The sequence below is a fragment of the Qipengyuania sp. NPDC077410 genome (genome assembly GCF_044543405.1).
GTDB classification, from domain to species: domain Bacteria; phylum Pseudomonadota; class Alphaproteobacteria; order Sphingomonadales; family Sphingomonadaceae; genus Qipengyuania; species Qipengyuania pacifica.
Map to the genome: position 1 here is coordinate 63997 of NZ_JBITWB010000003.1, position 15507 is coordinate 79503.

Annotated in this window: 11 protein-coding genes; 5 read left to right on the forward strand and 6 right to left on the reverse strand. The window is 56.7% G+C overall.

Annotated features, from left to right (window positions below):
* Positions 1-9: 9 nt before the first annotated feature.
* On the forward strand, positions 10-1158 hold the full coding sequence (locus ACIGGE_RS13935; RefSeq protein ID WP_397490819.1) for a DUF2891 domain-containing protein: 1149 nt from the start codon (positions 10-12) through the stop codon (positions 1156-1158).
* A gap of 87 nt (positions 1159-1245) precedes the next feature.
* Here the strand turns inward: ACIGGE_RS13935 and ACIGGE_RS13940 are convergent, their stop codons facing one another.
* From ACIGGE_RS13940 to ACIGGE_RS13955, 4 genes are read right to left on the reverse strand one after another with little or no spacing between them, the layout of a single operon-like run.
* Positions 1246-3141: an HAD-IIIC family phosphatase gene (locus ACIGGE_RS13940; protein ID WP_397490820.1), complete on the reverse strand. Its 1896-nt coding sequence runs from the start codon at positions 3139-3141 to the stop codon at positions 1246-1248.
* A complete protein-coding gene (locus ACIGGE_RS13945; protein WP_234036339.1) occupies positions 3138-3383 on the reverse strand; it encodes an acyl carrier protein in 246 nt (81 codons plus the stop codon). The genes ACIGGE_RS13940 and ACIGGE_RS13945 overlap by 4 nt, the downstream gene beginning before the upstream one ends.
* 29 nt (positions 3384-3412) lie before the next feature.
* Positions 3413-4588: a hypothetical protein gene (locus ACIGGE_RS13950; protein ID WP_397490822.1), complete on the reverse strand. Its 1176-nt coding sequence runs from the start codon at positions 4586-4588 to the stop codon at positions 3413-3415.
* 3 nt (positions 4589-4591) lie between these two features.
* Complete coding sequence (locus ACIGGE_RS13955) at positions 4592-6160, reverse strand: MBOAT family O-acyltransferase (RefSeq protein ID WP_397490823.1); 1569 nt, start codon at positions 6158-6160, stop codon at positions 4592-4594.
* Positions 6161-6730: 570 nt separating this feature from the next.
* Here ACIGGE_RS13955 and ACIGGE_RS13960 point away from each other — a divergent pair.
* The 3 genes from ACIGGE_RS13960 to asnB all read left to right on the forward strand — a co-directional run bounded on the left by ACIGGE_RS13960 (position 6731) and on the right by asnB (position 11123).
* Complete coding sequence (locus ACIGGE_RS13960) at positions 6731-7576, forward strand: sulfotransferase (protein WP_103023574.1); 846 nt, start codon at positions 6731-6733, stop codon at positions 7574-7576.
* Positions 7577-7854: 278 nt separating this feature from the next.
* Complete coding sequence (locus ACIGGE_RS13965) at positions 7855-9084, forward strand: polysaccharide pyruvyl transferase family protein (RefSeq protein WP_397490824.1); 1230 nt, start codon at positions 7855-7857, stop codon at positions 9082-9084.
* 95 nt (positions 9085-9179) lie between these two features.
* Positions 9180-11123 carry an asparagine synthase (glutamine-hydrolyzing) gene (gene asnB / locus ACIGGE_RS13970; RefSeq protein ID WP_397490825.1) on the forward strand — a complete coding sequence of 648 codons (1944 nt, stop codon included), beginning with the start codon at positions 9180-9182 and terminating at the stop codon, positions 11121-11123.
* Between the two features lie 14 nt (positions 11124-11137).
* Here the strand turns inward: asnB and ACIGGE_RS13975 are convergent, their stop codons facing one another.
* Both ACIGGE_RS13975 and ACIGGE_RS13980 read right to left on the reverse strand, forming a co-directional pair.
* Positions 11138-12493, reverse strand: coding sequence for a lipopolysaccharide biosynthesis protein (locus tag ACIGGE_RS13975; protein WP_397490826.1), 1356 nt, complete (start codon positions 12491-12493; stop codon positions 11138-11140).
* The gene (locus ACIGGE_RS13980; protein ID WP_397490827.1) at positions 12490-13854 is read right to left on the reverse strand and encodes an O-antigen ligase family protein; all 1365 of its coding nucleotides are present in this window, start codon (positions 13852-13854) and stop codon (positions 12490-12492) included. Before ACIGGE_RS13980 ends, ACIGGE_RS13975 begins: the two co-directional genes overlap by 4 nt.
* A 248-nt stretch (positions 13855-14102) precedes the next feature.
* Between ACIGGE_RS13980 and ACIGGE_RS13985 the strand changes: the two genes are divergently transcribed.
* Entirely contained in the window at positions 14103-15488 is a 1386-nt protein-coding gene (locus tag ACIGGE_RS13985; RefSeq protein WP_397490828.1) for a polysaccharide lyase family 1 protein, read from the forward strand.
* Positions 15489-15507: the final 19 nt, after the last annotated feature.

Genomic DNA, 15507 nt, shown 5'->3' on the forward strand with positions numbered 1-15507 from the left:
CGCAGTTGTATGCGTAGAATTGCAATTGGTTCGCTATTGGGTTTGTTGTTAGTGGCTTGCTCACCTGAGGCTGATGATGCGACCGAGGCAAGGAAATTTCCAGCGCCTCGCGCAGACAGCCAGACTGATCGATTTGCCTTGCTTGCACTTGATTGCGTCCATCGCGAATACCCCAACAAGATATCGCACGTTCTGGAAAGCGACGCCGACGCGCTTCCACCCAGCCAACTCACGCCGGCATTCTACGGATGTTTCGATTGGCACAGTTCGGTGCATGGGCATTGGCTGCTCGCCAGATTAGCGCGCACTGACCCGGACACGCCCATGCGCGAAGCGATCCTTGCCGCGCTCGATCGCAGCTTGACCGAACAGAACATCGCCGGTGAGCTAAGGTATTATACCAACGGCGATCGCGCGTCGTTCGAGCGGCCATATGGCGTGGCGTGGTTTCTGCAATTGGTGGCCGAGCTCGACGAGAGCGACGATCCTCAGATGAAGAGGTGGCGGGAGAATCTTCGGCCACTCGAAAATTCGATCGTAGCCAACATGATGAATTGGCTTCCCAATCTCGCTTATCCCATTCGTGTCGGGACCCACAATCAAAGTGCGTTCGCGTTCGGCCTTATGCTCGATTACGCCCGTCAGGTCGGCAATACCGAACTGGAGCAGTTGCTGGTCGCGAAATCGCTGGAATTCCACGAAGGGGATCGCGATTGCCCGATCGGATATGAACCTTCTGGCGAGGATTTTCTTTCTCCCTGTTTGATGGAAGCAGATCTGATGCGCAGGGTCATGCCATCCGACCGCTTCGCCGAGTGGCTCAGCGGATTTTTGCCAGACATACCCACGGATGGTTCGGCGGATTGGCTGGAACCCGGCATTGTGCGTGATCCTACCGACGGCAAACTCGTCCATCTTGATGGTGTCAACCTGTCGCGCGCCTGGGCGATGGAAGGGATCCTGTCGGCTCTGCCTCCAGAAGACCTGCGGCGCGCCGCACTCCAGGCTTCTGCCGATCGGCATCGTGAGGTTGGCATCGCCGCGATCAGTGCAAAGAATTACGAAGGCAGCCACTGGCTGGGAAGCTTTGCAACCTATCTGACCACGAAACGTGGCATTTCCGAGCACACGGCGATCGGACCAGGAAACCAGAGCTAAGGGTCATCATAACTGTAGGTTTTTGAACGCAATTCGGAGGCACTAAGCGTTTCCGTGCATGCCAAACAAAGCTGCCCGCTTCGAAGGTCAGTCAGCGATGCTCACGTCGATGAATGTCGTATGCGGCGCATACTGGTCGACCTCTTGAGAATAGGTGATCGATCCGTCATCGCAGCGTTCCACAATATCGAAACCGAAGGCGGGGAAGTACTGCGAAACCATTCCGTTTCGATCTGTGGGAACATATCGCGCATGTATTGTTGACGCGCCGGCTCGCCTCGCCGTGTCGAAGAGGGCATCCATGACGGTCTGCTCGACACCGCGTTCAAGGACCCGGCACGATTGCAGCCAAGTGTCGATCGTCCAAGCCGCATCATCTTTGCGCACGATGACCACACCGATCATGCCATGCTGCGCGAACTTGTCCTCCAGGCGAACCTGCCATGCGAGCTGATCCGGATCCTCTTCTATTCTTTGAACATCCTGTTCGCCATAACGTTTGGTCGTCAGGTTGAACTGGTTGGATTTATTGATCAACTGGGTGACGCGACTGCGCCCGGCATCGTCGAAGGGCTTGATCGTCATGCGCATTTCAAGCGACGACAGATAGTCGCTGTAGTTTCCGATTTTTGCGCGCACTTCGGCTGCAGCCGCTCGGCCCCCATAACTTTCGGCCCGCGAAATATCTTCCGTGTTCAGCGGCAGGTGGTCGAACAGTCCCGACCGCGAAATCCTCTCGATAAAGAAGGAAGGATCTTCGCCGACCTCAATGGTCGATACCATCGGCAATTCCTGTCTCACTCGCTCGCGTTCGGCAGGATTGTCGTCAACGAAGACCAGCGATTCAAGTCCCAGACCGAGGGTCTCGGCAATCGACCGGATATTGGTAGCTTTGTCGTTCCAGTTGGCTTGGAAGACCGCAATGTGACTTTCTTTGAGGACCATTTCCGAATGATTTCGAAAAGGCTCGCGCGCAATTTCGTCAGTATTTTTCGAACAAACAGCCAAAACCACACCACGATCGCGTAAGGCCAAAATGAAGTTCTGAAAGGCGACGAATGCCTCTCCCTCAGGCGAATTCTGGCCAAGCCTAATGCCTGCCAGCCCATCATCGCCGATCACTCCGCCCCACAGGGTGTTATCAAGATCAAGGACAAGCGCTCGGGCGGACTTGCCTTTCATTGCAGCTAATACCGCGGCGATGCTGTCCGATGCTAAAGGACACATTTCGATACGAAACGGTATTTTGGCTGCATGGTAACGGATCGGATCGAGCCAGTTTTCAATTCCTACGCGGCTGGCCAGTGCGGCCTGATCCCATATCAGCCATTTGCCGAGCATCGCCCCTTCGGCAAGCTTGAGGTTGACCAGATGTCTGAAGCGCGCGCTGGTACCAGGTGTGGCCAGTTCAGCCGATGAAACCTGTTGTGCGGCTGGAAGGGTTGCAAAGATTGGCCGACATCGTGACTTTTCCAAGGTGGCGGCGGCAAGCGCAGAAAAGAGGTCTTCAGCGGCTGCGACAGCTTCCTCCTCTGCGGCGCGGTCGAGAATTGGACGCTTGTTCGCGAAGGCGGTTTCATCGAGTACAACGAGCACAGCATCCAGAGGCTTACCGAAGCAGTCCGAAGGGGAATAAGCGTAACTTGCAACGCTGTCGTAGGGCGCCTCGACTGACGATATGGCAAGGCCCCGCGCCAGACCCGCAGCGGCCAGGGGGGCAGGTAGATAGCTTAGTGTCCGATTTCCAAGCAGACCTATCGAAACAGGGGCAAAAGTCGGGCTCGTTATGTCCGACTTGAGCAGTTTGTTCGCAAACCGTTCAAGCCGCAGTTGCTCACGGGTGGTAAGTCGCTGACCCGCTAGCGATCTGACCGCGTGAAAGTCGAGATCGCGGCCCTCGATGAGCGCAGCCTCGAAAATTTCGAGCCGTTCCGCCCAGTTAGAAGAAAGAGGAGGTCGCCAAGGGAAATTTTCGGAGGTCATCCGACCTGCTTCGCGGCTGCGTTGACCAGATCCCCCAGATTCTTGAAGCTTTGCATCTCCGATGTGCTGAAATGTACTCCTAGCTCCATTTCGATCATCACCATCAGGCGAACATGCGACAGGCTATCCCACTGCGCCACATCGTTCGCAGTAGTCTCCATGGTTACCGGCCCGTCATACTCGTCGAACAGGTCACGAATAATGGCTGTAATCTTTTCGAGAATGACATTCTGCTCGGACATCTGGGAAACCTTTTCGTGACGATCTGGGCCTAATTTTCGTGGATCGGAAAGCTGTTCGCGATGCGATATTCTTTTACCGCATTGCGGATATCGCGCTCGTAGGTTGCAAAATTTGCCCGAGTTATCCGGTCTTTTCCGGTTTTCATCGCAGAAACAAATCGCTGCAAAATCGCTGGATCATACGCGTGGCCAACTTCACGAAAGTTCGCGAGGTCCCCCGCCACCGTGGGGTCGCCATCTAATGCAAAGACCCTGACGCCAGATAAATCACTGACGGCATTTACCAGACAGCGCCGCGCAATCATTTGCTCATCGAGAAGTGTAGGACTGATGTCGTTCTGCCTTACATAATAAAAAGCGTAAGACTCTATCGGGAACAGGATATCGACCCTGACTCCTCTTTCAGAAAGAGACCGCACGTCGGGGATGAGTTGTTCGTTCACAGACCGAAAGCTGTGGCAGTCTTTTCCGCTTTTCGCGTCGATGTCTTTGCGGTTGCGCTCAATCATGCGACCTAGCTTGGCAATCTCGCTCGGCCGCTGGAATTTGACATACATGTTCTTCACGTAAGTCTGATATTCCGCATCGTCCGGATTATCGTAGGTCAGCTTCCCGCTCATGATATCGAACGTTTTTCGAATTGTCGGAAGGTTCACCATCCGTAGATCGTTGGTGATGTCCCCGTCGTACAGGAATGTCGGGAAACCCGAGTTCGCAACGTCGGGCCCCACCATGTAAGTCCAGTCAAACGTAAGGATGACGTGTTGTACGCTTGGGTTGTCGATTAACCGATCCAAAACCAGGTCGCGATCTTTGGGGCGAGGGCCGCCATAGCTCAGGTTTACGGCGCGCGTCTCAGGCCCGAGAATTGCCTTGAGATATTCCGGCGAATACATCGCCGTGATTGAGCTCCCTACGAGGAACGTGTTGAAAGAAGGATCCTTCGTAGCAACGTCGATCCAGTCGATGACCATGTCTCTGGGCGTGTCGTCAGGCTCAATTCGAGGATTTGCGCCCCAACGATAAACATTATGCGGATCGACTGCGATGACGACGGTCGCAAGCAATAGATATAGAAAAGTAATGAGAGCGGCAGCCAGAATCATCGGTCGCGCTGCTCGCCAGCGAATATCTGTCAGCCTGAACCCAGCCGAGTGCGGAGGCGGCGATTCAGCGACGCTTGCGAAGTGTTCTGGCCGGGCCATGGTTCAGAACCCCTGATACAGGAATGGTGGCTGCCGTGACACGTAGTAGAGCGACGCGAGGACAAGTCCGGAAATAGCCGCCGCCTGTATCCATCCGGGACGCCACAGCTCGCGAAGAAAGGCTGGCCCATAGCTCTTATTGTCGTAGGTCATGATCGCAGGGCGATATCGGCGCATCAGTTCTACGCTGTTTGGACAAAGATAGATGATCGAAAACGCCACGGCGAGTGTGACGACAGGTTCGCGCATGTTGAAAGCGGAAGGGGCATCGAACGATGCACCAAACATTTGCCCGAACAGATGAAAGCCGCCCGCGACGCTTTCCGAACGAAACATCGCAAGGCTAAGGCAAAGTGGCAAGAAGAAGACTGCCCTTTCGATGAACCCGATGACTAGCGGCGAAGTGGTTTTGCGAACGCTCTTGTACCATTTCGACGCCCGAACTTCGGTTTCGAGCGCGTACCAGAATCCGTGCATGAGTCCGAAAACGGAAAAGGTCCACAATGCACCGTGCCATAGGCCGATGATCTGGAAGTTGACGAGCATTGGAAGCCACAGGCTGAGCAAGTGAGCCGGAATGGGCGCAAGCCGGTTGAACATGCTGTAGCGCGTTCCCGCGACCGATAGGGGCGTGTAGAGAAATCGAGCGATCACGCGCGTGAGGGTCATGTGCCATCGGCGGTAGTAATCGATGATCCCGTTGGCTTTGAACGGCGAGAAGAAGTTTATCGGGTATCGCAATCCGAACATGCGGGCGAGGCCAAGCGCCATGTCCGAATAGCCGGAGAAATCGAAGTAGAGCTGGGCCATATAGGCAAGTGCACCGATCCAGGCCTGAACCGGGTGAATTTCCGCACCTACATTCGCTGCGCTGAAGACGACGTCGACCGTCGGTGCAAGATTGTCAGCCAGAACTACCTTCTTGAACATTCCGATCGAGATGAAGGTCAATCCAACGGCGAGATCGATCGGGTTGAGCCTCAAGAACCGCTTCGACTGAATTTGCGGATTGAACTCGCTGAGATAGGTGATCGGACCGATGATCAGCTGGGGGAAGAAGCTCACAAAAGCGCCGTAGCGGCAAAATGCTGAAAATACTGACTTGATCGATCCAAGTCTTCCCAAGAACTGGGTAACATTCTTCTCGCGGGCATATGCATCGGCCAGGAATGCTGCCTGGTGGAATGTGTAAAAGGATATTCCCGCAGGAATTGCTATGCCTGCGATGTCTACGATGAGTCCGGATTTCGTCCCCAACAAAAGGGTGACAATCTTGTATTTGAAATAGCAGAGGGAGGCTATGTTATAAAATTGGCCGAACAAGTATGTTGAACGCCTGTTTTTATCCAGATCATCCATCTTCGTTATGATCAATGCTACCGAGAAGTTTACCGCCAGCGCGATCAGCAAGAGGATGACCGAAGTCATCGAGTGAGGGATATAAAATATTATCGACGCTACGAAGAGTAAGGCGAGCGCGTAATTTCGTCCGAAGTACGAAGCTGTCGCATAGAACGCGACCAATACGATCGGCAGGAATACAAATAAAAATATCGGATCGGTAAATATCAAAGCAAATCCGCCCTATTTTTATATTCCCAAAGCGATAGCGATTGGCCGGTCGTCCGCCAGACGGTGTGCCGACACTGATGCCGATGCGATGCCCAACTTCATTTCGTTGAGAAAGAGGTGCATCGGTATATCGCGTTGGTCACGATGAATGGCGTGGGTTCATCAGAGGTACTGCAAACGGGTCAGACCACGATTTCGAAGCCTTAAGCGGCCAAACCATAAACCAAGATCGAAGGCTTCGGCCCACTGAGAAGGGGTATAAAAATGCCACTTCTCAACTGCTTAGGAAAGTGATGCGCTGATCGGCGCGGATGCTCCTGAGCATATCTTTTGGGCCGGGCGCGGGTTGGCGGGTCAGCCGATGTGCCAGGATCGCCATTGCCCTGCCTTGATCGGGTTTCTGCCCATGACTAGCGTTAATGGCGCATCTTCCTGGGAAGGTGCGGCGCCAGTGGCATATGAAGGGTGCAGTCTGTCTTTCCGTCGGAAGGCTCAGGTTGCACTTCCATAGTCTCGTCGAATGCGTTGGCCTCCAGCGGCCAGCGCGATGGGCAAAGGTTAGGGCAGGCAATGCAGTTAAAGGACATCGATTTCGTCATTATCGGCGCCGCAAAATCGGCGACGACATGGCTGCAAACACAGCTGCAGTCCGATCCTTCGGTCTACATGCCGGACCCGGAACTTCATTATTTCTCGAGGGAATATGCTCGCGGAACAGACTGGTACCTGTCGCAATTCGCCGAAGGACGGCGGGACAAGCTTGTTGGCGAGAAATCGAACTCGTATCTCTATGTCCCGGAGGCCGCTGCACGACTTCACCGTGACGTCCCGCAAGCGAAACTGATCGCGCAGCTTCGGCATCCGGTAGAACGGGCTTACTCAAGTTATTGCATGCTGTATCGCCGGGGGCAGGTCGGGGGCGATATAGAGAAATATCTGAACCCCGCTCTCGGGGAGAGTGAGCAGATTCTGAAGTCCGGAAGATACGCTTCCCACCTCGAGCGGTTCATCGATTTATTCGGGCGTGAAAGGATGCTCATCCTGTTTTTCGAAGGCGTCTCGAAAAGCCCGAAGGCACAGCTGACACAGGTGCGCGCCCATCTTGGGCTTTCGCCACGTCCGCTCGCTGTAAAGTCGCAATCAAAGGTGAAGGACAAGACGACCCCGCTCGTACCGGGGCGCCTGCGCAAGCGGCTGGATTGGCTTAAGCCGATCGTTCGTCCATTGCGGGGCGCGCCCGCGTTCGAGGCGGCGAGAGGCCTCATCGCAACCGAGATCGAGTATCCACCGCTCACCGACGAACTCAGACAGCGTCTGAGCGATTATTACGCACCCTCCATTGAAGCTCTGGAGCGGATGAGTGGCCAGCCGCTCAGCCATTGGTACAGCTCTCCGGATCAGGCGAAAGTGGCGTGAGAGTTCGGGCGGCCGCCAATGTATGCCGGCGGCTATAAAGGACTAATCGCTTTTCCCAAATGTGATCGGTCAAAGCGATTGGTAGCTCTGGCTGTGCCAGTTTCACGCCCGCCGGAATACCCCAGCTCTGTAATCGTAGACGGAGCCGGATGGTGCCGAGGCCAGCTGGCTGAAATCGAGCAGAAGTTGCTCGTCACGAGAACACTTCGGTCGGTGGAAGCACGCCCGAACCCTCATCTCTCGGGATGAACGGAATTTTGAGAAGGCCTTCAATCAATATGAAAAAGTTCATCGTGACTGGCGTTCAGATGCGAAACAAGGGCTCTCAAGCCATGTTCCTGTCGCTCTGTTACGGGCTCAAGTCCATATATCCGGGCTGTGAGGTTGTCGGGTTTGCCAATAAGTACGACGACCCCGCTCAGTATCAGTTCGAACTACTTCCATATGACGATTTCACGCGTCTGGTTTTCAAATACCGGCTCAACCGTGTGCCTTGGCTAGGGGATGTCCTGGCAATGTTCGCAGGCATGTGGCGGAAGACTGGAAAGTGGTCCGGTAAGATTACCGAGATGGACAGCGCTCTGCGAGACGCTGACGCTATCTTCGATGCGAGCGGGTACACGTTGGGATCCGGCTGGGGGAAGGGTGGGGGCAGGCTGCTCCTTCAGACGATCCGTATCGCCAGGGAATATAAGAAACAGATTATCCTGATGCCCCAGAGCTTCGGCCCTTTCGACTGGGGTGAGGACGATGATGCGGCATTCCTCGAGGAGGTTCGGGAGGAACTGGACTACTGCACGCGCATCTACGCGCGAGAGCGTGAGGGACATGGGTGTCTACGGTCTCTCGGGCTTGGCAATGTCGAGTTGTCGGCAGATATGGTGATCCGCGAGAAAGTATTTCCGCAAGCGCGCGACATCCTCAGTACTTACGACGCCGCGACAGTAAGCTATCCGCCCCCGGGATCCGTGGGCTTCATCATCAACGAAAATGTATTCAGGATTGGAAAGCCCGAAGCGGTGCTGGACCTCTATTCGCGCATGCTGGACCGTCTGATCACTGCAGGCGAGCGGGTGTTCATTCTCAACACCTCCACTGCCGACTTCAGACTGGTCGAAAGCGTCCTCGGCAAAACGGAAAACAGAGACAAGGTAGGTCTGATAAGTGGGGAATACTCCAGCCCGGAATTGATCGATATAATCGGTCGTTTCAAATACGTCGTTGCCTCCCGCTATCATTCGGTGGTGTTCGCCTACCGGAGCGGTGTACCGGCCATCATCCTCGGCTGGGCAAGCAAATATATCGACTTGGCGGCTCACTTCCAGCAGGACGAATATGTGTTCGACATCAGGGATCCGGATGCAGGAAGGATCATTGAGCAGGTCGACCGGATGAGCGTGAATTACGCCGCAGAATCCCGGCAAATCTTGGCTTGCCTGGAAGAGATTCAAAGGACGTCGGTCATCGGCGAAGCTGCAAGTCTCCTGCGATCTCCGCCCTCGCTTTAGCCGCGGAAGCACATCTCACCGCTTGTTCCAATTTCTCCCCTTTCAATACCCATTTTCGCACTCGCAACGTAGATATGCGCACCTAAGCTAGCGGTATGTGCGGAATTGCTGGCTTTCTGGATTTTGATCGTCAGCGATGTGCTGATCCTCTCCGCCTGCTCGACAGCATGAGGGATACCCTGACGCACCGTGGACCGGACGCCGGCGGCTCCGCACTGGAAGCGGAAGGTCGGATTGGACTGGGGCATCGCCGCCTTGCGATCATAGATCTATCGCAAACCGGTGCGCAGCCGATGGAATCGGCGTCCGGTCGCCATGTCATCGTTTTCAATGGCGAAATTTACAATTTTCAGTCCATACGAAACGAACTGACCGCGCTCGGTGTGGATTTCCGGGGAACGTCCGACACGGAGGTTCTACTCGAGGCGATCGAGCGTTTCGGTCTTCAGGAGGCGCTCGGGCGGGCCAACGGTATGTTCGCGTTGGCTGTCTACGACCGAAAGAAGCGGCAACTGGCCTTTGCGCGCGATCGCCTGGGAAAGAAGCCGCTTTATATCGGCATCAGTGGCAGCACGCTTGCTTTCGGATCGGAATTGAAGGCGCTTCGCTGCCATCCGAAATTCAGCCATTTGCAAATCGATCCACGCGCCGCAGCGCAATATATGCGGCTGGGTTATGTGCCGGCGCCATTGTCGATTTACCGCCATGTCGGAAAGTTACCGGCTGCGAGCTATCTCGTTTTCTCGATCGATGAAAAGGCGCCTGATCCGGAGGCAATTCACGAAGAAGCAGTCCAGTACTGGAGCATGTACGACGCGGCACGAGAAGGGGCAGAAGCTCGGTTCGGAGATGAGGCCGAGGCTTTGACTGCGCTCGAAGATCAACTGGGCGCGGCGGTTGAAAGGCGCTTGGTCTCAGACGTCCCCGTCGGCGCCTTCCTCTCTGGCGGGGTGGATTCCAGTCTAGTATGCGCCGTCATGCAGGAACAGCTCGGTGGTCGCGCAAAAACCTTTACGGTCGGCTTTGCGGAAAGCGAGTTCGACGAGACAGCCGATGCGGCAGAACTTGCCGCGTATATCGGATCGCATCACACCGAACTGCCTGTTGACCCTGACGCGGCGCTCGGCGCTGTTGGTGAGCTGCAGGAAATTTTCGACGAACCATTTGCCGATCCTTCCCAGATCCCGTCCTTACTGATCTCGCGCCTGATCCGGTCCGAGGTCACGGTCGCAATTTCCGGTGATGGTGGTGATGAATTCTTCGGCGGCTATAAACGTTACTCGCGAATGCTTGCGATGGAGCGGCTGGCAAAGCGGTTGCCAAACGCAGCGTGGCAGGCGTTTGACAAAGCTCCGTTGTGGCTCGTCGATGCCGGTTCCAAAGCGGCCCGGCGGCTCACCTCCGCAGGTCACGCGGAAGAACTGAGCGGTGACCGGATGAAGAAAATACTCGCGGTTGTCGGTCAGCACGACTTCCGCCATCGCTACGAACAATTCAACTCGCAATGGACGGGCAAGGGAGCGGCAAGTTCCAGCCCTTTGACCACAAGCGCTGTGCCTCCAGGGCTCGGCCAGTTGGAACAGATGATGTATCTGGACGCGATCTGTTACCTGCCGGATGATGTTTTGGTGAAGGTGGATCGCACGTCGATGGCGGCAAGCCTGGAAGTTCGCGCGCCGCTATTGGATTATGAGCTCATTTCGACCGCATGGAGAATGCCTGCGAGCCTGCGGATGCAAAATGGCGAGATCGGGAAAATGGCATTGCGAAAGCTGCTTGCGCGGCGCGTTCCGGAACACATGATCAACCGGCCGAAGCGTGGCTTCGGGGTGCCTCTCAACGAATGGCTACGAGGCCCACTTCGCAACTTGGCCGACGAACATCTGGCCGCCGCCAAGGTTGATCAGGTAGGTTATTTCGACAGCGATGAGGTAAGCAAGCTGTGGACTGAACATCGTTCGGGCCGGCGCAACTGGGGCTTCCATCTTTGGAACTGCATCTGTTTCAGCATATGGCATGGCCGTTGGATGACGCACTAGGCATATTCGATAATTCAGGAGGCCTCCGGCGCAACCTGTGAAGCGGAAGCCCGCCTCAGGCTTCGCCACATTGCGACATCCAGCATGATCGCATTGACTGCACCGAACCCGATATGCGCAAAGCTTGCGCCAATCGCACCGTAAGCCGGAATTGTATTGATGGCGATGGCAAGGAACACAGCCGTCGAACATGCCGACGCTCCAAGTGCATATTGCGGGCGGTTCATTGCCAGTAAGGCCGACCGGGATGGGGCCGAATGCATGATGAGAAACACCGCGAACAGCTGGGCGACCAGGATCGCATAGGCTGGTGTAAACGCAGACCCGAATGCCAGTCCGATAATCGGTTTGCCGACCACTATTGTAACCAGGATCACGCCGCCCAGGATCACAGCAAGCAGTCCTTGAACGCCGACAACCGTCCGGCGGAAGCTTTCGGTGATTTTTCCGGCCCACATTCGTGCAAGATCCGGATAGACAACCATCTGTATCATCTCGCCAGAGCTCATGGCGACTTTCGCCATTCGCTTTGCGATGTGGTAGAAACCGGCCGCTTCCGTGCTGTCAGTCAGCGCACCGACGATCAGCGTATCTGCTTCATGGGTAATCGTGCGCAAAGCGCTCGATGCGTTCGTGGTAAAGGCAAAGCCCAGAAAACCGGGGAAGTCCTTGTGCAGATTACCCATGCGCGCACGAAACGGGGATGGAGTGCCTTGCCGGGCGAGCTGGCGAAACCCGATGAAGTTGTAAATCAGGGCATCGACCACCTGGCAAATGGTCCAAACCCAGACGAACGTCATCAGTCCGCTTCCCATCCAATAGAAAATTGCCGCTAGAAGCAGGCGAAGCAAACCAGCCAGAAAGACGATGTACGCCATCGTCCGGAACATGCCTGCCATGCGCAGGACGGCCGATGACATGCCGCGCAGGTTCAAGGCGATCGCGATCGCATAAATCGCCACCAACGGAACCATTTCCGGAGGAAAGTCGAAAAACGATGTCAGAATGAAGCCTGCAAGGACGGTCAGCAATGCGGCCACCGCCGCGCCGACCACGTCGAGAAGCAGGCCGAACAGATAAAGGCGTGACATTCTTTCCGGGTCGGACGCGCCTTCTTCTGTAGCGGCGTACCGAACCAGCGGTTGCCAGGATTCAAAACGCACAACCCTTTCGCACACGCGCCCGACGGCCAATGTCAGTGCGAGTACGCCGAAGGCCTCCGGTCCCAGCGCGCGTGTGGCAAATGCGATGCTTCCGATCATGACCAGAGCATTGCCGAGATTTCCGGTCAGCAGATGGAGCACGCTTTTCACACGTGATCGCAAGACCGACTTTTCCGAAGGAGTGGGCACAGCAACACGCTTGTTCATGAAGGCGATCCCCAGGTCGCGCTGGCATCGGATTTCTGGACTGGCGCCGGGCTTGCCTGAAGCTCGTCGCGATGCCGTGGCCGAGCGCGCGGAATTTCAACGCGCGTGCAAGTCAGTATGGCAAGGAATACCGGAGCTACCCACAGCCGCGCGTACATGTGCGGAACGGTCAGCGTGAACAGCGTGAAGATCAGCAGGACTCCCACGCAGATGATCCCGCGGCGCGGATCGACCGACATGTTGGTCAAGGCCCGGAACCACAGTATCGCAAGCAGTCCCAGGAAACCGATCAGTCCCGATAACCCGCCCTCGGTCAACAGCAGCAGAGGAAAGACGTGGACTGGCGCCTGATGGATGCTGACGACCCTGAAGCTGTCTACGCCGAGCCCCAGGAACAGCGTATCGCCGGACATGCGCCAAGCCTCCTTTGCCAGCTCCATGCGTCCGGCAAAGGTGCCCGCTTCCTGGAGCCCGCCTCCCGCAAGTGCTCCATAGACGCGCTGCTCGAATGGCGCAGGTAAGGGGAAACCGCTGGCGAAATACGCTGCACCCAGTCCCACTAACGTCATCAACGCGAGGATCGCCCATTGCGGCGATCGAATGATCATAACGAGCGATACCGCGCTCAGGCATATCACGAAGCCGCCGAAACTTGCCGAGGCGATGATACCCCACAACAGGAACACGCCGCACACTAGCGCGAGCAGCCGGTTCATCAGGCCCCGATCGATCGCATAAAGCAGCAGTACCAACGCGAAGCCAGCCATGGCGCAATTGTTGTTGGCGTTCCCCGAAAACGCCCCCAGCCGGCCCATGCCCGTGATGAAATTGTTGCCGAATATCGGCGCGGTATCGGCGTAGTCGAAGAAGATATTGGCGATGTTCCCGAACGCTTGCGAGAACGTGACGCCGAGGATGTAGAACACCACACAGTGCTGCAGCGTCTTCTGATTGAAACTGGCGAACATCATCGGCAGCAGCAGATATGCGAAGCTGTATTGCAGTGCGACGACGAGCCATCGCATCACCTCGCCGTTGACGACCGTGCTGACGAACAGGCTCCCCAACATCAGGATTAATGCAAAGATCCAGGCCGGCGAAAACCCCTCCATCGGCGTCAGATTGAAGCGCGATGTGGCCACCAGACCCAGGATGACGACTAGAAACGCGCCGTCGGAGATCGTGAAGTTCAGGTCTCCCGGCCGCGCGATCTGCCAGGATACGGAGAAGATGCCGACAAGCAGGAAACCGTAAAGAACGCCTGAGATCGAGAGCGGGGCCCCCTGCCGGGACCTCCTTTCGGCTGCGCGTCTGGTCGCGGCCGGCGCGTCGAGGCGCGCATCTTCGAAGACAGTGCTCATCACACCGAAATGTACTGTATCGCTTTTCCGCAGCCAAAGACGGGTTTGGCTATCGCCGCGGCTCTCTAGCGTCTCGGACCGGCAATTTTGGGTCGATGCCTACGCCCTATGGGGGAGTACCCCTCGGCGGCAGCGAAACTTCGCCGACGCGCTATCCGGGTGAGCGATGGACACTCGCCCCGGCAGGCTGCAGCGTCTGCCCTTGGCTAACCACATTTGCGGGCGAGGTCTCAGGCTCAGTAATCATCATGCGACCGGGATGGACACTCTGTGCGAAACTGTCGGGGCTGGCCTTCGCGGCGAGCCTGGCCTCCTGCGCGGATTCCGCCGAAAGCGGCACTCAGCCGGACGCCGAACAGGAGGTCTGGCAAAAGCCCGACGTCCCCGCCTTCCCGGGCGCCGAAGGCTATGGCGCACGGAGCAAGGGCGGCCGCGGCGGGCGGATCATTCGGGTGACCACACTGGCCGATTCCGGGCCGGGCAGCCTGCGCGATTGCATCGAAACTCTGGGGCCGAGGGTCTGCGTCTTTCGCGTCTCGGGCCTGATCCGTTTTACCGGCGCTCCGCCTCGCATCCGCCATCCCTTCATAACCATCGCTGGCGAGAGCGCGCCGGGCGAAGGCATTACCCTTGCGCACGGCGGCGGCAGCGTTGGGCGCACGCCCCTTGTCATCAAGAATACGAATGATGTGATCGTGCGCCATCTTCGCATTCGCAACGACCGGGTCGGCGATGAGCGCGGAAGCGAAGATGGCATAACCATCGAGAATAGCTCTCACGTGATCATCGATCATGTCAGCGCATCATGGGCGCGTGATGAACTGGTGAACGGATTTGGTAACAACAACTTCATTACCATAAGCAATTCGCTGTTTTCCTGGGGCATTCCCAAGCACGACAAATGCGCCTTGCTCGCTTCCGATCCGGAAAGGCCGCAGCATTTCAGCTTCCTAGGCAATTTGTGCGCCCATAATGGCGATCGCAATCCCGACATCAACTTCCCGCCGCTCTCCTGCGTCGAGGTCGTCAACAACGTATTCTACAACGCCCAGTCTGAATTCGCCGAGGTCTGGGAATCCTATGGCGGCACGCCCGTGGCGATTGTCGGAAACACCTTCATCGCCGGCCCCGATACGAAATCCAACGCGATCGGCGTCGTACGACAAAGGATCGCCAGCACCGGGCCTGCGCGCGTGTTCGTTGCCGACAACGACTTCATCGGGAAATTCCTGCTGAAGGATCGCGATCTGGCGGAGATCACGCTGGAACGGCCGGATTGTCCATTGACCGTCGCCCCTGCTTCGCCGCAAGCCGCCTATGCCCGCGTTTTGGCTTTGGCCGGCGCATTTCCGCGCGACGCGCTCGACCGGCAGGTCGTCGGCGAGGTGGAGCGGCGCGAGGGATCGATCGTCCATTCGCCGGGAACGATACCGGCAATCGCGGCGTCTCGCGCGCCTGCCGATACGGACAGGGATGGTATGCCGGATGACTGGGAAGACGCTCACGGTTCAAATCCGGACCTGCCCGATGCCTGGAAAGATGCGAACGGGAATGGCCTGGCGAACATCGAGGAATGGCTCGAGGAACGCCATCGGCAGCTGACGGGCGGCGTCCGGTCATCGAGCACGTCCTGATGCTCGACCGAATGCGAAG